Origin of the sequence: Dorea sp. AM10-31, assembly GCF_003435815.1 — a bacterium.
GTDB classification, from domain to species: Bacteria; Bacillota; Clostridia; order Lachnospirales; family Lachnospiraceae; genus Dorea_D; species Dorea_D hominis.
Genome location: NZ_QTUV01000001.1, coordinates 281,631 through 304,158 on the forward strand (window position 1 = coordinate 281,631; position 22,528 = coordinate 304,158).

A 22,528-nucleotide genomic window follows, 5' to 3' on the forward strand; every position below is an offset into this window, starting at 1 on the left:
TTCCGTCCTTCGAAGTCTTCTTGCGGCACCCGAAGAGTATAACATAAGCGGCCAGAAATTGTTCCTGTTTTAATAGATTTTTAAGGATTAATATTCGATTCCTTCTCTTGCTGACTGTCCCTTGTCATATGGATGTTTTACTTTTTTCATCTCCGTCACATAATCGGAAGCACGGATGATCCGGTCTGACACTTCATGTCCGGTCATAATGATCTCCAGTCCTCTCGGCTTATGCTCCAGAAAACTCATCAGTTTATCTTCATTCAGAAGATTCAGAGAAACTGCGCACAGTATCTCATCTAAAAATAATACGTCAAACGGACTACAGAATTTGATTATCTCATCTAATGCTTTCGTGTTATAATGCTTTAATTCTGCCCGTTCATCAGAATTCATCTGATTGTAAAATTTGATCTTATCCCTGCCCGGAAGGCACGTTACATTCGGAATCTGCTCCAGGATTGCACGCTCACTGGAAGAATTGTTCTTCATGAATTGAAACATCAGAACCTTAAGTCCGCTCCCCGCTGCCCGGATCACCTGTCCTACTGCCGCTGTTGTCTTGCCTTTTCCTGTTCCGTAATATACATGAATTCTTCCGGTTCCTATCATTGCTAACATCCCCGCTTTCTGTTTTCTCTTCTTTCGTTACCTCTTAACAGTATACCATGAATTCATGTCCTGTGCATTTAGAAATCCAATTTCATGTCTCCGAATTGAATCCATCCTTTTTTTCGCATCCATTCACTGATTCCCAGTGTTACGACTGCCGGAAGCACAATCTGTATCAGCAGAATCTTTAACAATACAACCGCTCCTGCCTCACTTGCGATCATCGTCTGCCAGGTCATGATCTGCCCTACCAATCCTGCCGTTCCCATTCCTGATCCGGTTGCATTACCTGTCATATGCAGAAGAACTGTGCCTGTCGGTCCTAAAACCGCGCTGGACAGGATCACCGGAAGCCAGATTATCGGTTTTCTTACAATATTCGGGACTTGCAGCATAGAAGTTCCAATTCCCTGTGCAAGCAGTCCTCCAATCTTATTCTCTCTGTAGCTTGCCACGGCAAATCCAACCATATTACAACAGCAGCCTATCGTCGCCGCTCCTGCTGCCAGACCGGATAAATTCAAAATAATTCCCAGTGCCGCCGAACTGATCGGCAATGTCAGTATCATTCCCATCAGTACAGAAACAATGATTCCCATCAAAAATGGCTGCTGTTCTGTTCCCCAGTTAATAACCGAACCAAGCCACACCATAAATCCGGAAATCGGCGGTCCAAGGATCAGCCCTACAGCAGAACCTGTTCCGATGCTTATAATTGGTGTTACAAGAATATCCACTTTCGTTTTTCCGGAAACAAGATGTCCGAAATAAATCCCTACATACGCTGCAAGGAATGCACCTAATGGTTCTCCCGGACCTGAATAAACCATTGCTCCGTCAACCAGAACTGTTCCTGCCAGCAATTTACTTGCAAATGCGCCTGTCATACCTGCTGTTGCCGCAGATACAACAACCAGCGGGCTTTCATTAAATTTGTAAGCAACTGCAACACCAATTCCTGCTCCTGTCAGAGACGCAGCTACTTTGCCAATTACAAACAGTATCGTTCCTGCCTGACCGGGAATAAAACTTCCGATCTGCTGAATGATCGTGCCGATGATCAGCGTTGCAAACAAGCCCTGCGCCATCGCACTTAACCCTTCAATAAAAATCCGATCCAACACTTTCTTTACTTTTTCCATTTTCTCACCTCATAATTACACCCAATACATCATCTGTATTGTTATGTGTCTTGTCATTTAGAAAAATCCTATCATAGCTTCTGCCAAAAAGCAACTTCCATAAAAAGTTTACTCTCTAAAAGTGTTTACTTTTTCTCAGAAAACGACTATACTCATTTCATTATCAGGAAAGCGAGGGAACACTTATGTTTCGTTTATGGGGCAAAGAATTTAAAGACAATCATATGCTTCGGGACACTGTGATCTGTGATGATTCAGATGATACAAGAACCCATAAGATCTTTCACGCACTGGAAGAGATCTGCTATGAATTTGATCTCAGCAAACCAATCTGGCTGGAATCTACGATAGATGAATTTAAACGCCACGATAAGACAAGATTTTATCAGGATAATTTTGTAGATTCTATTGATTTTGATTATCTGGAAATCCATATTATAGAAGAATAAAAAGGAGTTTTATCATGCTGGAACCAATCGGATTATCTTTACAATTTTTAAAGAAAGAAGTCTATACCGGTTCTCATCACGGTATGCGCTATTTATTGCAAAAAGATGAGGATACATTAAAAGCATGTATCTATCCGGAACCATATTGTTTTGAGAAGACTGCTGATGAGAAGAAAGAATGGAAGGAATTTGAATTTTCCGCAGATGGACTTACGCAGGCCTTGGAATGGCTGTCGGAAGTTCACGAAAAGTCTTATAATGATTAAAATTCGATATTCATGAAAATGTAAACAAAGACACAAAAAATGTCATGTACCGGTTCTTGCTGATACATGACATTTTTTACCCAATTTTTTTATTCGAGTCCGGATGTCTTACTCACAACGGATAAAATACACTTTGCGAGTTTTATCCGCTGATTACTCTTCGAGTACTTCTTCTGCGATATTTCTTGCATGGTCAGAAATACGTTCCATACAAACCAGCGTATCTAAGAATACAATACCCGCTTCTGTATTACATTCATTATTAGACAGTCTCTTAATATGACGACTCCGCAGTTTCACCTCAAGGTCATCCACTTTTGTCTCTTTTTCAATAACACGCAGTGCCTTCTCATGGCTCTGCTCTTTAAATGCATCCAGTGCATAGAAATAGCTTTTCGCAGTTTCCTCAATCATTTCTTTTAACTGCTTCTTTGCTGTCTCAGAGAAGGATGCTTTCTTATCTCGGAGTGTCTCTGCAAACTCAGAGATATTTTCACAGTAATCACTGACACGTTCCATATCGGAAAGCACCTGTAACAGATGTGCTGCTTCCTGATGCTCTTTCTCACTGATCTGTAAGGAAGATAATTTGATCGTATAATTGGTAATTCCCGCACAAAGTCTGTCAACATCACTCTCATCATTTTTCAAAATATCAATTGCTTCCTGATCCTGTGTATACAATACATCTTTTGCAACTTCAATGGATCTCCTTACGATCTCGCCCATACGAACGGTTTCTTTTATCACAGACTGCAGAGCAATACTTGGTGTCTGTAACATACGTTCATCGAGAAGTACTGTTCCCGGATCATTGGCATCTTCATCCACACGGCCGATCTTCTTGGCAATTTTCACGATCAGATTAGATGCCGGGAATAACATAACTGTCGTTGCAATGTTGAAGAATGTATGCACCATACTGATCTCTGTCTGTGTAATATTTCCTGTTCCTGCCTGTGGATTCAGCACAGTAAAGTAAACGATTGCAATGATACTGAAAATAATCGTTCCGATGATATTAAAGATCAGGTGCATAAGTGCTGCTGCCTTCGCATTCTTTTTCGCACCTACACTGGATAAAATTGCTGTAATACAAGTACCGATATTCTGTCCCATGATAATATAAATAGCTGCACTGAATGGTACCAATCCCGCTGCCGCAAGACTCTGCAGAATACCAACCGATGCGGAAGAACTCTGAATCACTGCCGTTACAAGCGCTCCAGCCAGAATACCGAGGATCGGATTCTTTCCTAATGTAACAAACATCTGTACAAATCCGTCAAATTCTTTCAGCGGCTCTACTGCTGATGACATCGTAGAAATACCGATAAAAAGTAAACCAAAGCCAACAATAATATTGGCGATCTCTTTGGATGTACGTCTCTTGCCTGTCAACATGATAACCACACCGATAATCACTGCGATCGGTGCTAGCTTCTCCGGGCTTAAAAATTCTGCCCACTCTACGGAAGATACGAGCCATCCGGTAACGGTTGTACCAACGTTGGCACCCATGATCACTCCCATTGCCTGGGTCAGGTTCATGATTCCGGCATTAACAAAACCAACGACCATGACGGTTGTCGCTGAAGAGCTCTGAATGACTGCTGTGATAGCAGCTCCTAGTAACACTCCCATCAATTTGTTCTTCGTCAGCACTTCCAGCAGTGATTTCATCTTACTTCCCGCTGCGTTCTCCAGTCCCTGTGCCATGATCTGCATACCATAAATAAACATTCCAAGACCACCGACAAAAGGTATCAGTATATCTACATAATTCATTGTCTTCCTCCTACAAATATGTCTCTTATGCTGTTTTTTAAGCTTATTTTTTTACAATTTCTTAATTTATTCTTAACAAGCTCACTATTTTTACAATACCATTTGTTATAGAAGAACACAATCTTTTTTTCGATTTTTTTAATATCTTTTTGGTATCTCTTTTTCAATTACTCCTTCATTTTCGGCTCAAATATAAGCGAAGCCAGATATCCAAATATTAAAGCACCGGCAATTCCCGCCGCACTTGCCTGGAAACCTCCCAGAAAAATTCCGATCACGCCTTCTTCGTCAACCGCCTTTCTGACACCTTGCCATAGGAGATTTCCGAATCCTGTAAGGGGAACGCTCGCACCGGCGCCCGCATATTCCTGAATTGGTTCATAGATTCCAAGTGTGCCAAGTACTGCCCCGGTACACACCAGAAGAACCATGATCCGCCCGGGCATCAGTTTCGTCCGGTCTAACAGAATCTGCACCAACGCACAGATTAAACCGCCCACCCAGAATGCATTGATATATTCCATCTTATTTCCTGCCTTTCTTTTTTGTAAAATTGCAGGAGAAATACTCTCTCCTGCCAAAGCGTTCATTTATATCACATGCTATGCATGTTCCAGTACGATCGCATGTGCGATCCCCGGCACACTCGCTCCCTCGTTGTAACTAACCGTAGACATAAGAGCCCCGGTCGGCACAAACAATACACGCTTCCATTCACCGCTTTCTATTTTCGGCAGAATATAAGCACTGAGCGTTGTCGCAGCACAGCCACATCCACTGCCCCCGGCATGTGTATCCTGCGTACTCTGATCAAAAATCTGCATTCCACAGTCCATATGCATCTTTTTAATATCTATATCTTTTTTTCTCATCAAGTCAAATAGAATACTCTGTCCGACATAGCCAAGATCTCCGGTTATGATCCGGTCATAATCTTCGGGCTGTCTTCCAAAATCTTTAAGATGCTGCCAGATCGTATCACATGCCGCCGGCGCCATACAAGCCCCCATATTCTGGGAATCTTTTAAGCCGTAATCAATGATCTTTCCTGTTGTAATTCCAGTGATCTTCACACGACTTTTCTTCTGTGCTCCATCCGCACCGATGATGAATGCACCACTTCCGGTCACAGTCCACTGCGCGCTCAAGGGGCGCTGGCTGGCATAACCGAGCGGAAAGCGGAATTCTTTTTCCGCACAGGCAAAATGACTGGATGTTACAGCAAGCATATACTCGCCATAGCCTGCCCCCACGCACATAGCTCCCAGTGCAAGCGCTTCACCAGAAGTAGAACAGGCGCCATACAGACCGAACAGTGGGATTTCAAATTGTCTTGCTCCCATAGATGTGACGATTCCCTGCCGTAGCAGATCCCCTCCAAATGTCAGCCGGATGTCCTCCGGTTTAAGACCTGCTTTTCCGAGCGCAATCTGGCATGCTTCCTTCTGCATTGTACTCTCTGCCTCTTCCCAACTATCTTCTCCGAAAAGATCAGTTTCTTCTATAATATCAAATAACTCCCCAAGCGGACCTTCTCCTTCTTTTTTTCCAACAACAGATGCACTGCTTATAAGATATGGTCCTTCTTTAAAAATAATACTCTGTTTTCCTCTTTGCATCTTCAGACTCCTTTCCCGAAAATACAGTAAACAATACCCAGTACCCAGCTGGTGAAGATTCCATATAAAATCACCGGTCCTGCAATTGTAAAGATCTTGCAGCCAATACCCATGACCTGTCCTTCTTTTTTATATTCAATTGCCGGTGCTGCTACCGAATTGGCAAATCCGGTAATCGGAACAAGTGCCCCTGCGCCTCCCCATTTTGCAATCTTCGGGTAAATATTGAATCCTGTCAGCAGAACACTTAAAAATACCAGTATCAATGAACACCAGCTTCCACCGATTTCTTTGGTCATTCCCATATTTTCACACCAGTTCAGTAAAAATTCCCCGATCGTACAGACGATTCCGCCGGTCAGGAATGCGCGGAACATATTTATTCCAAGTGCATGCACCGGTGTTTTCTGTTTTACATATTTTTTGTAGTTTTCTTTTTTCATTTCCTGCGCTTTTTTGTCATTTATCTCATTATTTAACATTCTGTCATTTCGCCTCCTGTAAAAGCATCCATATACATCCGAGTGTTTTCCCGGCTGCGATTCCTAAAATAATACCTGCAAGGCAGTTCACCAGATTAAAACGCCGCATAAATACCGGGAACAGATTCAGGGTCTCTGCCAGCGCCATTGCCCAGCAGCCGACAAACATCCCTGAAAATATCCCCACCGCCGCCAGCAGTATCACACCGCCATGAAGTGGTATCTGATAGAGCCAGAACAGATTGCCCAAAATACCGCCAAGCATTACGCATGTTTCGTACCACTGGATCCTATCTCCTGTGTGTGTCCGGTCTGCGAAATCCGAGATTACGCCAAGTTCTGCGATAAATGCAAACAGCCCACCTGCTGCCACCGCACCTGCACTACTTCCTATGACCGCAAGAAGAATCTGTCTGATCCACATGAAGCTCCCTCTCCTTTCTCGAATATGTTTCAATCAGGGTTGTCTGAATATCATTTTCATACAGCCGCATCTCTACTTCCATCGGTGTCGGATCAACGGTTAATTTCTTCTTTCCAAAATGATTGAAGAAGATCAATATTCCAACTGCAAGTCCAAGACTGTATGTCAGTTCCAGTATGGTAAAGCCATCCGGTTTATTCCCCATGATCTGTGTGTATATCTGGTCGAAAAGTTTGGGGGCATCCACATCGTTATTAAATGCCATGATGGAAAATGCCGCACCGAAAAAACTCAGCACGGACACAAACACGACTTTTATGCTCTGCATGAATCTGCTGCCTTTCCCCGGCTCTTCATAGGTTACAATAAAATCCGGCTCTCCGATACTCTGCACGTCTGCGTTCGGATACACTTCCTGTATCATAGAAACGACTTTCAGCACCGATACCGCTACACGACCGTTGATTCCTTTTAACAGGCGAAGAGACCGGACTTTTGCTTCCATTGATGGATTCACGCATGTAATCTCCAACACTTCTCCCAATGTTACGTCCGGTTTCTTTACTTCTGTATTACGACCTGCCTTAATATAGATTGTTTCACTGTTCGATGCCACTTTCTGCCTCCCACCTTCTATCTACCAGCGTTCCTTCCGTCTCTCTTTCCGCCGCATTGCACTCTGCAAAATAATAGATCATACCGGTCAGAACCGCTGCCGCCACAACGCAGATCAGGCATATCCGGAACTTCTTTCTGGTTTCATCCATACTTTCACCTTCTTTCTGTGATTAGTATGGATGGTTCCAGAAAAAATATTCATGGATATGCCTGTCAGATCTGTTCCCGCATACTTTTTAATATTTTTTTCTCCATCCGGGATACCTGTACCTGCGAAATACCAAGTTCTTCTCCCACCTGAGACTGTGTACGTTCTGCAAAATATCTCAGATAGATCAGTCTTCGTTCTTCTTTATTAAGACTTGCCAGCAATTCTTTCAAAAACATGTGATTCAGCACTTCTTCCGTCTCTTCTGCCGGACTTGCCAGTTTATCTGCCAGTGTCAGCTCCTGTCCGTCTTTTCTGTAGATTGGTTTATGCAGAGATTCCAATTCTCCGGTCGCTTCAAACGCCTGTACCAGTTCTTCCGGTTCTACCTGCATCTCTGCAGCAACTTCTGTAATACATGGCTCGCGTCCCAGTTTTTTACCAAGTGCTTCCTGGCAGAGATACCCGCGGTATGCCAATTCTTTCAGCGATCTGCTCACTTTGATCATTCCATCGTCCCGCAGAAAGCGTTTGATTTCACCGACGATCATCGGGACTGCATAAGTTGAAAATTTCACTTCATATTTCAGATCGAATTTGTCAATCGCTTTCAAAAGCCCGATCGTTCCGATCTGGAACAAATCTTCTGCTTCCACACCCCGGTTAAAATACCGTTTCACAATACACCAGACAAGTCCTGTATTTTCTTCCACAAGCTGCGCTCTTGCCGTACGGTTGCCCGCATGTGATTTTCTGATCAAAGCGATTGTGTGATCCATAATTTACGTCCTTTACCAATAGTTTTTGCCATCTTTACCGTCGTTCCTTTCCCGACTTCCGACTCCACTTCCAAAAGATCCATAAATGCTTCCATAAAGGAAAATCCCATTCCCGACCGATCCAGTTCCGGTCTTGTTGTAAAGAGCGGTTCCATTGCCTGCTTTACATCTTCAATTCCTTTTCCCTGATCAGAGATTTCTACATATAAAGTCTGTCCTTCTGTTTTACAGTGGATGCGGATGTTATGTACTTCATTTTCATATCCATGTATAATGGCATTTGTCACAGCTTCTGAAACTGCCGTTTTCACATCCGACACTTCTTCCAGTGTCGGATTCAGTGACGTCATAAAGGATGCAACAGTTACTCTGGCAAAAGATTCATTTGCCGAGCGGCTGTCAAAAATAAGTTCCATTTCATTCGTATTTTCCATCTACCTGTCCTCCTCATAAATCTGCATGATCCTGGTTACTCCTGACATTGTCAGTATTTTTTTCATTCTTTCACTTGTATGCACGGCACACACCTCTCCTCCCAGCATATAAATTCGTTTATATCTTCCCATAATGACACCGATTCCGGAGCTGTCCATAAATGTCGTATCCGTAAAATCAAAGATCACATACCGAATATGATTCTGGTCGATCAGATAATCGGAACGTTTCCGGATTTCTTCTGCATTGTGATGATCCAGTTCTCCGGGGAGAAAAATAGTAAGACAGTTCTCCTGCACTTCATATTTCATTGTGTGTCCTCCTTTTTTGAGTAAAGAAAAAGGACATGCTTCTTCGCATATCCTTTTCTTTCGTAATTACATTCATATATTTATTTAGTTTTGTTTATTCTGTTTATTCAATGCCTCTTGTGCTGTTGTAGCCGCTTCTTTTCCGCTGTACTTATCGACAATCTTCTGATAGTATGTATTAGCCTTGTCTGTCTTATTCTGTTTTTCATAGCATTGTGCAAGAAGGAGCATTGCTTTTCCATCATTGTAACCCTGGTCCATCTGCATGATCTGATCCAGATTACTGATCGCGGTATCATAATTTGCTACATCATAATTTGCTGTCGCAGTAGCAAACAATTTCTGGCACATTGTCGGATAAAGTGATGATGTAATCTGCTCAAATTGTTTCTTTCCCTGTGTGCCAAGTGTGCTCTTATTTACTTTCAGAAGCTCTGCCAGCATATCCGCATTACTCATATCACCGGCTTTGTAATGATCAGCAATGTTCATCACCGCCTCATAGCTTTCCTGTGTTGTAGCTGCGGTTGCTTTTGATTTTTTATTCTTCTTATCGGAAGAGCGGTAAGTTTCCAGTTCTTTCTTAAGTGCACTAATCTGTGCATCCTGCGTTGCGATCTGGTCACTGAACGAAGCCGTCTGTTTGTTGACAGTCTTCTGTCTTGAATTAGATACCGCCGGAAGGATCAGAAACCACATAACCGCAACACCGACTGCAAGTCCGATCAAAATATTCAGAACTGTATGCAGCCCCAGATTTTCTTTAAAATTACCGGATGCCGGCTGAATGATCGTCTCATTTCCCAGATTGTAAGAAACAAAATCTTCTTTTTTCTTATCTTTTATTCTGACAGTTCTGCTCTTTCGGATCTGATTCAGTTCATGCATATATCGAAGTGTCACCGGATCTGTCGTATCTAGCCTGTGCGCTGCACGGATCTCCTGTCTCGCCATAGAATACTGTTCATTCTTCAGATACAGAAGTGCCAGAAGCTGGCGTGCTTTTACATAACCCGGATGCGCGGCAACTGCTTTCTTAAGCTGCATGATCGCAATATCATCGCCACCCTGTCTGGCATATTCAATACTCTGGTTATATTTTTTGACTGCTTGGTTCACCTGCTCCAGCTCTCCCGGAACTTCCTGTACCTTTTTAATAAAATAATTGGCAATATTATCTTTGGATTGGAAATTCTTACTGAGAATCCATTCTACAAGTGCTTCTACCACTTCTCCTCTGCCATAATAAACAAGACCGAGAAGGTTTCTGGCTGCTACATTCGCATTATTATATTGTAAACTACGTCTGAGCGATAGAATTGCTCCGGACAGATCCCGGATATTCGCACGCTTCAGACCATCATTATACCAGTAGTTGGACTGGTACACGAGTTTCGTTGAATAATCCATATAATCCCCTTTATTTCGTCTGTTCCATCATCTCTCGTATAATGTCTGTCATATCACTTAAGTCTTCCTGATACACCGCGCCCTCGATATCTTCTACTTCCAGACTCGGCTGAAACTTCTTCACTTCTTCATCGTAATTCAGCATGATTGTTACCTCCTGCTATTCGTTCTTTTATAGCTCCCACAAGATACAAAGATCCGAGACAGTAAATCTCACTCTCTCCCCGTCTGTCATAAGCTTCCTTAAGGGCATCCCCTATATCGCTTTTAGCCACAACTTCACAGACCGTATATCTTTCAAATACTTTCTTAAGTTCTTCGGCTGACACTCTCCGTTTGTCAGGGATCTCTGTTACAATATATAACTTTGCCGGCAGATACCTGCACAGATATGCAATCATCCACTCGTAGTCTTTGTCCGCCACAGCAGAAAATACTACTATCGGCAATGGTTCCGGTTCCGGATACAAAAGGTGTATACTCTCCATAAACGCTTCGATCGCACCCGGATTATGCGCTCCGTCTACAAGCACATGCTCCGCTGCTTCTTCCATACGCCCTTCCCAGTGAATGGATGCGACGGCATCAACCCACTTCTTCCTCCTGTCCGGTTCGCTCTCACAGTTTCCTAACAGACATTCCAGTGCTTCCAGCGCAATCTGCGCATTCATTACCTGATAACATCCGCAGATTGGAACCTGCCAGATAACATCTTTATCATAAGCATTTCGCCTTGAAAATGCAATATGGTTTCTCGTAACTTCACGGATTTCGAACGCATTTTTCGAGATTTCTCTGCAAGGTGCGTGCATTTTCTCCGCCTGGCGCCGTATCACTTCCGTCGCCTCTGCCCGGCTTCCGTCAAAAATAACCGGAACTCCTTCCTTGATAATCCCTGCTTTTTCAAAAGCAATTTTCTCAATTGTATCACCCAGAATCGCTGTATGATCCAGACTGATGGATGTGATGACTGTAAGAACCGGACTTTCCACAGCATTGGTCGCATCCAGCCTGCCACCGAGTCCTGTTTCCAAAATGATATATTCTACGCCTGCCTTTTCAAAGGCTTTCATTCCCATGCCAAACAGGAATTCAAAATAAGAAGGATGTCCTTCACCTTCCTGCTCCATTTCCTGTGCTACATGATACGCTTCACAGAATACATCATAAAATGTATCATCGGAAATCTCTTCTCTGTCAATCTGTATTCGTTCATTGATCTTGATCAGATGTGGCGATGTGAAAAAACCTGTTTTTTTTCCTTCTGCCTGTAAAACAGCCTGCAGATAAGCACATACGGAACCTTTTCCATTCGTACCTGCCACATGGATGACTTTGCAGTTCTCTGCCGGATTCTGTAATTTTTCCAAATATTTTTTTGTATGCTTTAACGGATGTTTTTCCGTAAACTTGGGAAGCTCTTCGATATAATCGACAGCTTCCCTATAATTAGCCGGTATTTGATGTTTCATTATTTATCTCCGTCGGCCTGTGGTACCCAGGACGTGGTTGTATCGGTTCCTGTTCCTTTTTGTACTGTCAGTTTTCCATCCTTATAAATATATTCATCTGACTTTCTGAATACCGTATCGCTAGATCCCATCTGTACAACAGAAATCTTATCTCCATTCTTAAGCTCGGTATCATCCAGATCAATCCTTGTATTATTTAAGAAAGTAGAATCCTGTTTTTCATCATTTACATACACTTTGCTGGATTTAGTAAAGTTTTCGCCATACAGACTGTAACCTTCATCGAGATGCGGTACAACATTTTTCACTGTTACATTGCGGATTCCCATCTTCATATGTCCTTCTGTGATCGGTTTCTTGCCATTGTAAACATACTGTTTGCCATAAAGGATATCGTACTGTAAAAGCTCCAGGTCGGACAGATAATTCTTCGTCTTTCTTCTTGTCTGATGATAGTTGAACAATGTTCCGGAATGGATTCCCAGACGTTCAAATACTTCTGACATGATCTGGTAAGACGGAATATTTCTGTCCTGTTTCTTAAGTCCGATATTATCCCAGATGACATAGTTTGTGTTGTAGAGATACCGGCTCTTTAAGTCTTCTGCTTTTAAGCCCATTGTCGGAAGATGATCGCCGTAGAAAACTACAACGGTCGGTTCTTTTCTCTTCTCTACTGCCTTAATCAGGTTGCCGGCAAACTGATCCATCTCATAAACCTGATTTACATAGTATTCCCATTTATTCTTCAATGCCTCATCATCGATCCCCGATACTGTAATTCTCGGATTCTGGATTACTTTCTCTGTCGGGTAATCACCATGCCCCTGCAGGCTGACTGTAAACACGAAATCATTTTCTTTTGTTGAATCCATCGCATCCATAATATGCTGTACAAGCACGGCATCTTTCGCCCAGCCATTCTCTGTAAGCTGCAAAATGTTCATAAATTCCTTACTCGTAAAACTGTCAAATCCAATATTATTAAATACTCTCGCACGGCTGTAGAAATTACCGCCATTATTATGCAGCGCATGCGTTCCGTATCCTAATTTTCCTAATGCAGTAGCCGCACTCTCGCACGTATGATCCTTCAGCATTGTCTTATATGGATATTCTCCCGGTCCGAAATAACGTAAATTCATTCCGGTCAGCACCTCAAACTCTGTGTTCGCTGTTCCGGCTCCTACCGATGGTACCTTGAAATATCCGGTCGAATATTTCTTAAACATCTTATGAAGATTCGGGCACACATCCTGAGATGTCTTGAAAAATTCTGCATTATCTACATCGAAATAAGATTCCAGCTGAACAAATAAAATATTCGGTTTTGTCTTCTTCGTCTTTGCATTTGTGATCTTAGATTCCGTAAGTTTTCCATTCTGTCCGATCTCTTCCATCGTTTTCTTACTGTAGCCGCTCGGCTCATCAATTCCGGTGTTGAACACACTTGCCATGAAGCAGTACGGAAGTCCATAGTCTTCATATGCAAATGCGATATTTCCGAAATATGTGGATACGACTCTTTTGTCTACTGCCTGATTGGAAACAAATACATATAACACTGCACATACAACAATTCCAATCAATGCACGAACGTGGTGAATCTTTCCATCATACTGTCCGCCACGTCTCCACATAGAAATCATCCATACAACAACCGCCGCGATTCCTACGATAAATAAAATAATCTCAAATCCGTCCAGATACTTATTGATCAGTGATAATCCGTCTGATGCAATCTTCAGATCCTGTGCATTAAATGGAGTAACACGCTTTAGCAGCATATAGCCGTTTGCTATACCAAGAATCATCCAGAATATACTGACAATAATCCGGACAAACACTCTCCGCTTGAACAAATATACAATGGAAAATGTGACAAATATCATAAATGCATTATACAAAAATACCAAAGGGGATTCCGTCATATAAATCCACGCTTCTACGAGTGAATGACGGGAAATCGCCTCAATTGCGAAGTTGATGATACATGCAAGCAGTGCATGGAACACCAGCGAAAAACGATTCATAAATTTATAAACAGGCTGCATCTTCCTTGCAAATGCACTGTTGCGGCGCGCTTCAATAATTCTCGCACGCCGCTCCTTTCGTGCCTTAAAGTGGCGAATAACGTCTTCTTTTTTCAGATTCTTTAATTTGTCAATTGCACCTTTAATATCCGGTTTTTTAATATGAATTTTTTTCATAATATCCCCTTACATATCTTCTAGTTTATTTGGACTGTTTTGCTTTCAGTCCTTCCAATCTTTCAGATACCTGTGCTTTCATCTGTTTGTAAGTTTCCAGTTTCTCACGTTCTTCCTGAACTTTTGCTTCCGGTGCTTTGCTTACAAATTTTTCATTATTTAACATTCCCTGTGCACGGGCAATCTCTTTATTTAAACGAGTTTCTTCTTTGGTCAGACGTTCGATTTCCTGATCGAAGTCAATCAGTTCTTCTAACGGAACGTATACAGTTGCATCCGGAACAACTACGGATACTGCGTCATCTGCAATTCCTGCTTTATCTTTCTGAATAACAAGATCCAGCACAGAAGCCATCTGTTTTGCAGAATTTGTCATAAATGCAAGTCCATCGCATAATGTCTGATCTTCGCAAACTACATATGCAGTTGCTTTTCTTGAATTCGGAACGTTCATCTCTGCACGTACGTTACGGATACCACGTACAATCTCTTTGTAGTGATCTACAATGCGCTCAGCTTCCGGAAAGTTCAGAGCTTCGTCATATTCCGGCCATGCAGACATCATCAGTGACTCCTCTTCCGGAATCAGTTTGCCGTAAATCTCTTCTGTTACGAATGGCATATACGGATGCAGTAATTTCAGAGAGTCTTTCAGAACTTTTCTTAATGTCCAGAGTGCGTCATTTGCTCCCTTTGGATCTTCTTCTGCATGGTAAATACGATATTTTGCAAGCTCGATATACCAGTCACAGAACTCATCCCAGATAAAGTCATACAGCTTAGACAATGCAATTCCGAGTTCGAATTTATCCATGTTTTCTGTCACATCTTTAATCAATGTGTTGCATTTTGATAAGATCCACTGATCTGACGGATGCAAGCTGTCTTTTGCAGGTTCTTCTAATTTCTTCTCATCCAGGTTCATCATAATGAAACGTGACGCATTCCATACTTTATTTGCAAAGTTTCGGCTTGCCTCAACTCTTTCATTATAGAAACGCATATCGTTACCAGGTGCATTACCGGTAATCAGTGTCATACGCAGCGCATCTGCTCCGTACTGGTCGATGATTTCCAGTGGATCGATACCATTTCCAAGAGACTTACTCATCTTACGTCCCTGTGAATCTCTTACCAGTCCATGAATAAATACGGTATGGAACGGCGCTTTTCCAGTATGTGCATATCCTGAGAATACCATTCGGATTACCCAGAAGAAGATAATATCATATCCTGTTACAAGCACATCTGTCGGATAGAAGTAATCCAGATCTTCGCTCTGATCCGGCCATCCAAGTGTTGAGAACGGCCACAGCGCTGAACTGAACCATGTATCCAGTGTATCTTCGTCCTGTGTCAGATGTGTACATCCGCATTTCGGGCATTTTTCCGGCATACCGTGAGATACAACAACTTCTCCGCAATCATCACAGTAGTAAGCCGGGATTCTGTGTCCCCACCAGATCTGGCGAGAAATACACCAGTCACGGATATTTTCCAGCCAGTGCAGATAAATCTTGTTAAAACGCTCCGGAACGAATTTTAATTCGCCAGTCTTGATCGCATTGATCGCCGGTTTTGCGAGTTCGTCCATCTTCACAAACCACTGCTGCTTTACCATCGGTTCAACCGTTGTGTGGCAACGGTCATGTGTTCCAACATTATGAGAGTGCGGAACAACCTTTACAAGATATCCCTGCTCTTCCAGATCAGCAACCATTGCTTTTCTTGCTTCGTAACGATCCATACCTGCATATTTACCACCATACTGTTCGTTGATCGTCGCATCATCGTTCATGACATTGATCTCCGGCAGATTATGGCGTTTTCCGACTTCAAAGTCGTTCGGGTCGTGAGCCGGTGTAATCTTAACAGCGCCTGTTCCGAATTCTTTGTCTACATAATAATCTGCAACGATCGGAATCTCTCTGTCTGTCAACGGCAGAAGACATTTTTTTCCTACGATATCTTTGTATCTCTCATCATCCGGATGTACTGCGATTGCCGTATCTCCAAGCATTGTCTCCGGACGTGTTGTCGCAATCTCAAGGAAATCATCTGTTCCAACGATCGGATATTTGATATGCCAGAAGAATCCATCCTGCTCTTCATGCTCTACTTCCGCATCAGAAAGGGATGTCTTACATACCGGACACCAGTTAATGATACGGGATCCTTTGTAAATAAATCCTTTCTCATGCAGGCTGATAAATACCTGCTCTACAGCCTTGGAGCAGCCCTCATCCATTGTAAATCGCTCTCTGTCCCAGTCACAGGAAACACCAAGTTTCTTTAACTGTCCTTCGATTGTTCCGGCATACTCTTCTTTCCACTGCCATGTTCTCTCTAAGAATTTCTCTCTTCCAAGTTCTTTTTTATCAATTCCTTCTTCTTTTAACTGATTGGTAACTTTTACTTCTGTAGAGATTGCTGCATGATCTGTTCCCGGAATCCACAGAGCATTATACCCCTGCATTCTCTTATAACGGATCAGAATGTCCTGCAGTGTATTGTCTAAAGCATGTCCCATATGCAGCTTACCGGTAATATTCGGTGGTGGCATTACTGTTGTAAATGGTTTCTTACTTCTGTCTACTTCTGCATGAAAATACTGGTTTTCACACCATTTTTCATATAATTTTGATTCAATCTCTTTTGGATTGTATGTGGTCTCTAAGTTCTGACTCATTGTTTCCTCCTCATAATTCCTCATAAGTTCTTATTTCACACTTTGGTCACATTTGGACAATTAAAAACGCCCTTTACACACGTAAAGGGCGACTGTAACCGCGGTACCACCTTTATTATATAGAAGAAACTCTTCCATATCTCTCATCTTATTCTTTAACGGGAATGACTCCGGGATATCCTACTTGTTCCTCTGATCTCTAAATCTGCTGACCAGTTCGTAATCTGTCATTTCAGATATCCGGCATCCAAAGCTACCTTCTGTATCTTCTGATTCTGAAACTGCCTTCCAGCCTGCGGACAGTTCTCTCTGACAGGGAATGATACATACTCCTCTTCTTCAACGCCTTTACGTATAAACTCACTAAACATCATATCTATCGATTCTGTTTTTGTCAAGGATTTTACACAGATTTCAGAAATCCTTAAGGTTTGACTTGCACTTTTTTACTTCTTATAATAAAGTTATCATAATCGATAGAAAGAGGGAAGAAATCATGAAAAAGAAATTTACCACACTGTTAGTCGCTTTATTGCTGACAGTTCTGCTTCCTATGCCATTACCGGCACAGGCCGCTGATTCAGATGCTGATGTCTGCACACACGACTGGTCTGAATGGGAGGTAGTAAAAGAAGCAACTGTATTTAGAACCGGTACAAAAGAACGCTTTTGTTGGTATTGCGACAGCATTCAAACCAAAACAACTCCAAAAATAAAAGCATATGCTAAAATAGCACCAAAATCGCTAACGCTTTATAAGGGAAAATCAAAAAAGCTTAAAGTTTCCTATGGAAGAGGAGATTCTGTAAAAAAATGGAAATCTAGCAATAAAAAACTGGCATCTGTCACACAAACCGGGAAAATCAAAGCAAAGAAAAACGGAAAAGTTAAAATAACTGTCACCTTAAAATCCGGAAAAAAAGCTACGTGCAAAGTACGGATCATTACTAAAAAGAGAAAACCAAAACCGAAAAAGACTTCTGGAACCGTATATTGGACTCCTTCCGGACAAGTCTACCACAGCACCAGAAGCTGCCCTACGCTTAGCCGCTCTCGTGTTGTAAAATCAGGATCACTCGCCTCATGTCCAAAGAAAAGGCCTTGCAAAGTTTGTCATTAGTATCAAAAGTTTTGAAAAGCATGAACTATATAAAGTTCATGCTTTTTAATATGTACAGCCATCCTGTCAGTGTGAATGCGCTGAACAGGGTGGTAAGCATTACAACGCTGGAACTAAGAACGCCCTCATGTCCCATATTTTTCGCCATCACAAAACAGCTTACGGTTGTCGCTGATCCCAGCATTACCAGTATCGCCACCAGTTCTTCTCTTCGGAACCCCAATGTAATCGCAATTGGAAGAAAGATTGCTGCAAGACCGATTAATTTCATAAACGTCGCAACTGCTGCCGGTTTCACTTTTGCAAATGCCTTCTTTATATCGAAAGTAGCTCCCATTGCCATAAGCCCCATCGGCGTTGCAACACCGCCAATATTTGTTACCGTCTTCTGCATAATATGTGGCATCTTAAGTCCAAGTGCAGACCAGAGAAGTCCTGCTACAATTCCTAAAATAATCGGATTCGTCACAATACCTTTTGCTGTTCTTTTTAAAACAGCCTTATCAAGTCCACTCTGTCCCGGCTTAAAAATGGATAACACCAATACTGCCATAATATTATAAAGCGGCACACTTCCAATGATCATAACCGGTGCCATTCCTGCATTTCCGTATATATTCTGTATAAATGCAATTCCAAGAAGTGCAGCACTGCTTCTGTAGGATGCCTGAATAAATTCTCCTCTCAAAGCTCTTTCTTTTAACCCCAGTGACATAAATGATACCAATGTAATACTGAGAAATGTTGCCAGAAAACAAAACAATACAAATTTCATATTCCATACTTCGTGAAAATCGACTGTGGCCAGATCACTAAACACTAAAACCGGAAGCGGAACCACAAATACGAATTTGTTCATTTTCTGTGCAAATACATCATCAATCCATCCGATTTTGTGGAATAATAGTCCCAGGATCATAAGTAAAAAAATCGGGACGGTTGCATTTAAACTAAATATCAGATTTTCCATTTTCTCTTCTATTCCTTCTTATACAATATTATCAGGTTAAAATTCTCACATATTCTATCATATTTTTTGTCTATAAACAACGAAAAAGAGACTTCACTCTGTTTGTACACTCCATAGAAGGGGAGCATATCATTCATGCGTAAGTCTCTTTTTCATTTTCATATTATAGGGTTCTATGTTAAAAATCTACTGCGTTAATTTTTTTCGTGTACACACAGCTGTTTTGGTACATGCCAGTCCACCTATTGTTGCACACTTTAATTCTGATGGCAGGCGCTTCTCTACATCAATCAGTGCATCGATCACCTCGTCCGGCGGAATAAAGCTTCTTACTCCTGCCAAAGCCATATCGGAAGAAATATAAGCATTTGCCACACCAACTGCATTTCGCTTTATACATGGAACTTCAATCGGTGCTGCTATCGGATCACACACAAGTCCCAGCAAATTCTTCATACAAATAGCCATTGCATGCATAATTGCTTCCTTATCTTCAGTGAAAATACTGGCCATACCTGCTGATGTAATTGCACTGGATACTCCTACTTCTCCCTGGCAGCCTCCGACAGATCCTGAAAAAGACACATCACAAGCAGCCATTATAACGCCAATCAATGCACTTACAAACAGCCCGTCTTCAATCTGTTTATCTGAAAGTTGATGTACCTGTTGCAATGCAGTCATGCATCCAGGTGCAATTCCTGAGGAACCTGCAGTTGGAGCTGCGACAATACATCCCATGGAGCCATTATATTCCATAACTCCAAGAGCCATTGCTGTCGCAAGTGGAATCGTACCTCCTGAAATCGTCTCTTCTTTCTCCACTGCCTGCATCAGCATTTTTCCATCTTTTCCACTGGTAAGTCCATAGAGCAGCTGATGCTCTTCCTGTCCTTTTTTCACAGATTCTTTCATCAAAAGCCACTGTTCATGCATTCGGTCACGAATTACTTTTTCCGAAAATCCGGATCGTAAGGATTCATATCTGACAGCAGTCTCTGCCAGTGTTAAATTCTCCTTTTCAGCATATTCACAAACGCTGTCACAAGAACTGATCCATTCTACATGTCTTTTAGAGGATCCATAGGCAAGAACCGGTGACGCAAGACTTATTTTTTTCACCATGTTCTGCCCGCGAAGCAGCTCAAGCATACTCTCATCCGGTTTTTCAAGAAACGTACCACACGTTACATATTCTTGTTTTTCTGAAATGCCCTGCTGTACTTCTTTTGCTCCTGCAAATGTCTCTTTTGCCAGCTCTGTTTCACTCCATACTATCACATGCCAGGTATCCGCTGTCAGACGCATAGGAACCCGGTCAATTTCACTGATAAGAATGCTTCCGCCACCTATTGAAGTTCCAAATACGGAATATTCTTCACCATCTTTTGTATATACTGTAACTCTGGCTGAATTTTCCGGATATTTTCCTTCTTCCAGAAAATCTACCTTTGTCTCCACTCCGTTCGCATGTGCGATTGCAATTGCATCACGAATCTCCGGATCATCTTCCGACATTCCAAGCGTTCCGCCAAAAAGTGCTGCATCAGAACGATGTCCATAATAAGTAGTTCTCATTTTCGGACTCAACGTCAATCTGACAGAAGCTGCTTCCACCTGTAAAATACGATTTGCCATCATTCCTATTCTGGCCATACCAGCTGTGTGAGAGCTGGACGGACCGATCATAACCGGTCCTATTATTTCAAAAATACTTGTTTCCATTTTCCTCTCCTCTTTCTTTTACACAAGGCCAAACAGTCTTGGTAATGCCATAGAAATTGGTTCAATATAAGTAGTAAGTAACACAATCGGCAGATATCCGATCAGTAAAAATACGGCTGTATTTTTCATCATTTCTCCAAATTCCGCATGGCCGATTTTCATTCCAAAATACAACACACTTGCATATGGAGGTGTCAGGCATCCTGCCGATAAATTTACAACCATAATTGCTGCAAAATGCACCGGTGAGATTCCATATGCATTAATTAATGGAAGTAACAGCGGAGCACAAAGCATAATTGCTGTTGTATCATTAACAATCATTCCTACAAAAAGGAGAAATACATTTACCATCAGCAGAACAACATATTTATTATCTGTGAACCCAAGGAATACATTTACGAGCATCTGTGGAATCTGAAGCTGTGTCATTGCCTGACTCAGTAACAGACAGAAAAAGATCATCATAAAAATAGATCCTATAGAAGATGCTGTAGATCGTAACATATTCAGCGTATTTTTTGCTTTCAATCTGCGATACACAAAGATTCCTAATAAAATTGCAAGCACCGCACATACAGACGCAGCTTCCGTTGCAGTAAAGATACCTCCGTAAATTCCTCCAAGAATAATTACAGGCATCATAAGTGCAGGAATGGATTCAATGATTACTTTTTTCTTTGATTTTGGCTTTTCTTCTGCTACTGTTTCTTCTACTACCGGAGCATTCGCATATTTTCTTGCATATACAATATTTAAAACAGAAAAGGTTATAATTGTTAAAATTCCAGGTACTACAGTTGAAAGAAAGCCTGCCAGAATACTGGTTCCTGTTGCCCAACCATAAATAATAAGAGGAACACTCGGTGGAATTAAGCTTCCCAAAATAGAGGAACAAGTCACCAAAGAAGTCGCAAATCCTCTGGAATATCCTTCTTTTCGAAGCTCTGGAATCATAATTCCTCCAAGAGCTGCTATTCCGGTGAATGCACTTCCTGAAATAGCTCCCATGATACCACAAATGACAACAACGATAACTCCGAGCGCGCCTTTAATTTTTCCTACAAATACTCTGGCAAGTCCTACCAGTTTCTCTGCCATGCCGCTTTCTGCGATTAAATTTCCTGCTATTACAAACATCGGTACTGCAAGAAGCGAGGTACTGATCATCTGTGAATATCCCCACACAAACAAAGATCTCACAGGCACATTACAAGTTGCTACCAGGAAAATCAAAGCTCCGGCAAAACAATACGGTAATGGAATACCTATCAATAACAGAATCAATAACAAGCACATACAAATTGCAAATGCAACCATTACATTCATGATCTATTTCCTCCTTCTTCCCATTTTTCTTTGAATTTAACGATATTTTTTACAGTTCCGACTAATGTATATACACACATCAGTGTCAATCCTGTAAGAATTGCCAGTTCTCCGATTGGCATAGGGATTCCAAGCACTGCACTTTTCTTTCCGATTTCCAGACTATGTATCGAATATTGTACCGCCCAGTCAAACACATATATTGCTAATGCACTGGCACCGATATTACAAATGATTTCTGTAATCTGAACTGCATGTTTATTTTTTGAAACCGCCTTCACAAGTCCGCATTCAATATGGGAATTCGTATATGCTGCACACGCTCCGCCAAGGAAATATACCCAAATAGTAGGAAATGTCAGTAATTCTTCAATTCCAAATAAAGGCATATTAAAAAATCGTAAAATAACCTGTAACGTCACGAGGAATACCATAAATAAAGCCAATATAGAACAAATGACTTCACAGACATTTCCAACTATGTCAAGAAAGCGTTCTATTTTTTCTCCAAGTACTTTCATCTCTTTTTC

The 22,528-nt window shown here is 41.8% G+C and carries 24 protein-coding genes and 1 other annotated feature; of the genes, 3 read left to right on the forward strand and 21 right to left on the reverse strand.

The annotated features are described in order from the left end of the window. Positions 1–87 precede the first annotated feature (87 nt). A complete protein-coding gene (locus tag DW125_RS01290; RefSeq protein WP_226976675.1) occupies positions 88–621 on the reverse strand; it encodes a cob(I)yrinic acid a,c-diamide adenosyltransferase in 534 nt (177 codons plus the stop codon). 68 nt (positions 622–689) lie between these two features. Continuing rightward, positions 690–1,754, reverse strand: a complete 1,065-nt coding sequence (locus tag DW125_RS01295) for a PTS transporter subunit IIC (RefSeq protein ID WP_117536893.1) — start codon at positions 1,752–1,754, stop codon at positions 690–692. A gap of 185 nt (positions 1,755–1,939) precedes the next feature. Between DW125_RS01295 and DW125_RS01300 the strand changes: the two genes are divergently transcribed. Both DW125_RS01300 and DW125_RS01305 read left to right on the forward strand, forming a co-directional pair. After that, positions 1,940–2,203 carry a hypothetical protein gene (locus DW125_RS01300; protein WP_021860763.1) on the forward strand — a complete coding sequence of 88 codons (264 nt, stop codon included), beginning with the start codon at positions 1,940–1,942 and terminating at the stop codon, positions 2,201–2,203. Positions 2,204–2,217: 14 nt separating this feature from the next. Next, positions 2,218–2,469 carry a GNAT family acetyltransferase gene (locus tag DW125_RS01305; RefSeq protein ID WP_117536894.1) on the forward strand — a complete coding sequence of 84 codons (252 nt, stop codon included), beginning with the start codon at positions 2,218–2,220 and terminating at the stop codon, positions 2,467–2,469. 153 nt (positions 2,470–2,622) lie between these two features. On the opposite strand, the gene DW125_RS01310 is transcribed toward DW125_RS01305, so the two are convergent. The 15 genes from DW125_RS01310 to DW125_RS01370 form a co-directional block, all read right to left on the reverse strand. After that, a complete protein-coding gene (locus DW125_RS01310; RefSeq protein ID WP_117536895.1) occupies positions 2,623–4,257 on the reverse strand; it encodes a Na/Pi cotransporter family protein in 1,635 nt (544 codons plus the stop codon). A gap of 167 nt (positions 4,258–4,424) precedes the next feature. Further along, the gene (gene spoVAE / locus DW125_RS01315; protein ID WP_117537107.1) at positions 4,425–4,781 is read right to left on the reverse strand and encodes a stage V sporulation protein AE; all 357 of its coding nucleotides are present in this window, start codon (positions 4,779–4,781) and stop codon (positions 4,425–4,427) included. Between the two features lie 78 nt (positions 4,782–4,859). Further along, on the reverse strand, positions 4,860–5,876 hold the full coding sequence (locus DW125_RS01320; RefSeq protein WP_186856003.1) for a stage V sporulation protein AD: 1,017 nt from the start codon (positions 5,874–5,876) through the stop codon (positions 4,860–4,862). 2 nt (positions 5,877–5,878) lie between these two features. After that, the gene (locus tag DW125_RS01325) at positions 5,879–6,358 is read right to left on the reverse strand and encodes a SpoVA/SpoVAEb family sporulation membrane protein (RefSeq protein WP_117536897.1); all 480 of its coding nucleotides are present in this window, start codon (positions 6,356–6,358) and stop codon (positions 5,879–5,881) included. A gap of 4 nt (positions 6,359–6,362) precedes the next feature. Then, positions 6,363–6,782: a stage V sporulation protein AB gene (locus tag DW125_RS01330; RefSeq protein WP_117536898.1), complete on the reverse strand. Its 420-nt coding sequence runs from the start codon at positions 6,780–6,782 to the stop codon at positions 6,363–6,365. Then, the gene (locus DW125_RS01335; RefSeq protein ID WP_117536899.1) at positions 6,742–7,398 is read right to left on the reverse strand and encodes a stage V sporulation protein AA; all 657 of its coding nucleotides are present in this window, start codon (positions 7,396–7,398) and stop codon (positions 6,742–6,744) included. Before DW125_RS01335 ends, DW125_RS01330 begins: the two co-directional genes overlap by 41 nt. Beyond that, complete coding sequence (locus DW125_RS14065; RefSeq protein ID WP_021860756.1) at positions 7,382–7,549, reverse strand: hypothetical protein; 168 nt, start codon at positions 7,547–7,549, stop codon at positions 7,382–7,384. The genes DW125_RS01335 and DW125_RS14065 overlap by 17 nt, the downstream gene beginning before the upstream one ends. Positions 7,550–7,613: 64 nt before the next feature. Next, complete coding sequence (locus DW125_RS01340; RefSeq protein WP_021860755.1) at positions 7,614–8,327, reverse strand: SigF/SigG family RNA polymerase sporulation sigma factor; 714 nt, start codon at positions 8,325–8,327, stop codon at positions 7,614–7,616. After that, the gene (spoIIAB, locus tag DW125_RS01345; protein WP_117536900.1) at positions 8,306–8,761 is read right to left on the reverse strand and encodes an anti-sigma F factor; all 456 of its coding nucleotides are present in this window, start codon (positions 8,759–8,761) and stop codon (positions 8,306–8,308) included. The genes DW125_RS01340 and spoIIAB overlap by 22 nt, the downstream gene beginning before the upstream one ends. Then, on the reverse strand, positions 8,762–9,073 hold the full coding sequence (gene spoIIAA / locus DW125_RS01350) for an anti-sigma F factor antagonist (protein WP_021860753.1): 312 nt from the start codon (positions 9,071–9,073) through the stop codon (positions 8,762–8,764). It abuts the gene before it with no gap. Positions 9,074–9,157: 84 nt separating this feature from the next. Then, the gene (locus tag DW125_RS01355; protein WP_117536901.1) at positions 9,158–10,483 is read right to left on the reverse strand and encodes a tetratricopeptide repeat protein; all 1,326 of its coding nucleotides are present in this window, start codon (positions 10,481–10,483) and stop codon (positions 9,158–9,160) included. Positions 10,484–10,493: 10 nt separating this feature from the next. Further along, positions 10,494–10,628 carry a hypothetical protein gene (locus DW125_RS14330; protein ID WP_021860751.1) on the reverse strand — a complete coding sequence of 45 codons (135 nt, stop codon included), beginning with the start codon at positions 10,626–10,628 and terminating at the stop codon, positions 10,494–10,496. Next, positions 10,612–11,955 (reverse strand): bifunctional folylpolyglutamate synthase/dihydrofolate synthase, encoded by a 1,344-nt coding sequence (locus DW125_RS01360; RefSeq protein WP_117536902.1) that lies wholly within the window; start codon positions 11,953–11,955, stop codon positions 10,612–10,614. Before DW125_RS01360 ends, DW125_RS14330 begins: the two co-directional genes overlap by 17 nt. Next, on the reverse strand, positions 11,955–14,165 hold the full coding sequence (locus tag DW125_RS01365) for an LTA synthase family protein (protein WP_117536903.1): 2,211 nt from the start codon (positions 14,163–14,165) through the stop codon (positions 11,955–11,957). The genes DW125_RS01360 and DW125_RS01365 overlap by 1 nt, the downstream gene beginning before the upstream one ends. 25 nt (positions 14,166–14,190) lie before the next feature. After that, positions 14,191–16,854 carry a valine--tRNA ligase gene (locus DW125_RS01370; protein WP_117536904.1) on the reverse strand — a complete coding sequence of 888 codons (2,664 nt, stop codon included), beginning with the start codon at positions 16,852–16,854 and terminating at the stop codon, positions 14,191–14,193. 81 nt (positions 16,855–16,935) lie between these two features. Continuing rightward, positions 16,936–17,206, reverse strand: a binding site (T-box leader). Positions 17,207–17,350: 144 nt separating this feature from the next. On the opposite strand from DW125_RS01370, the gene DW125_RS01375 reads away from it, so the two are divergent. Further along, positions 17,351–17,974, forward strand: coding sequence for an Ig-like domain-containing protein (locus tag DW125_RS01375; protein ID WP_021860747.1), 624 nt, complete (start codon positions 17,351–17,353; stop codon positions 17,972–17,974). Between the two features lie 25 nt (positions 17,975–17,999). On the opposite strand, the gene DW125_RS01380 is transcribed toward DW125_RS01375, so the two are convergent. The 4 genes from DW125_RS01380 to DW125_RS01395 all read right to left on the reverse strand — a co-directional run bounded on the left by DW125_RS01380 (position 18,000) and on the right by DW125_RS01395 (position 22,519). Further along, positions 18,000–18,944, reverse strand: coding sequence for an AEC family transporter (locus DW125_RS01380; RefSeq protein ID WP_021860746.1), 945 nt, complete (start codon positions 18,942–18,944; stop codon positions 18,000–18,002). 186 nt (positions 18,945–19,130) lie between these two features. Then, entirely contained in the window at positions 19,131–20,669 is a 1,539-nt protein-coding gene (locus tag DW125_RS01385; RefSeq protein ID WP_117536905.1) for an L-serine ammonia-lyase, iron-sulfur-dependent, subunit alpha, read from the reverse strand. A gap of 18 nt (positions 20,670–20,687) precedes the next feature. Then, positions 20,688–21,998, reverse strand: a complete 1,311-nt coding sequence (locus DW125_RS01390; RefSeq protein ID WP_117536906.1) for a TRAP transporter large permease — start codon at positions 21,996–21,998, stop codon at positions 20,688–20,690. Further along, positions 21,995–22,519 (reverse strand): TRAP transporter small permease, encoded by a 525-nt coding sequence (locus DW125_RS01395; RefSeq protein WP_117536907.1) that lies wholly within the window; start codon positions 22,517–22,519, stop codon positions 21,995–21,997. Before DW125_RS01395 ends, DW125_RS01390 begins: the two co-directional genes overlap by 4 nt. Between the last annotated feature and the right edge of the window lie 9 nt (positions 22,520–22,528).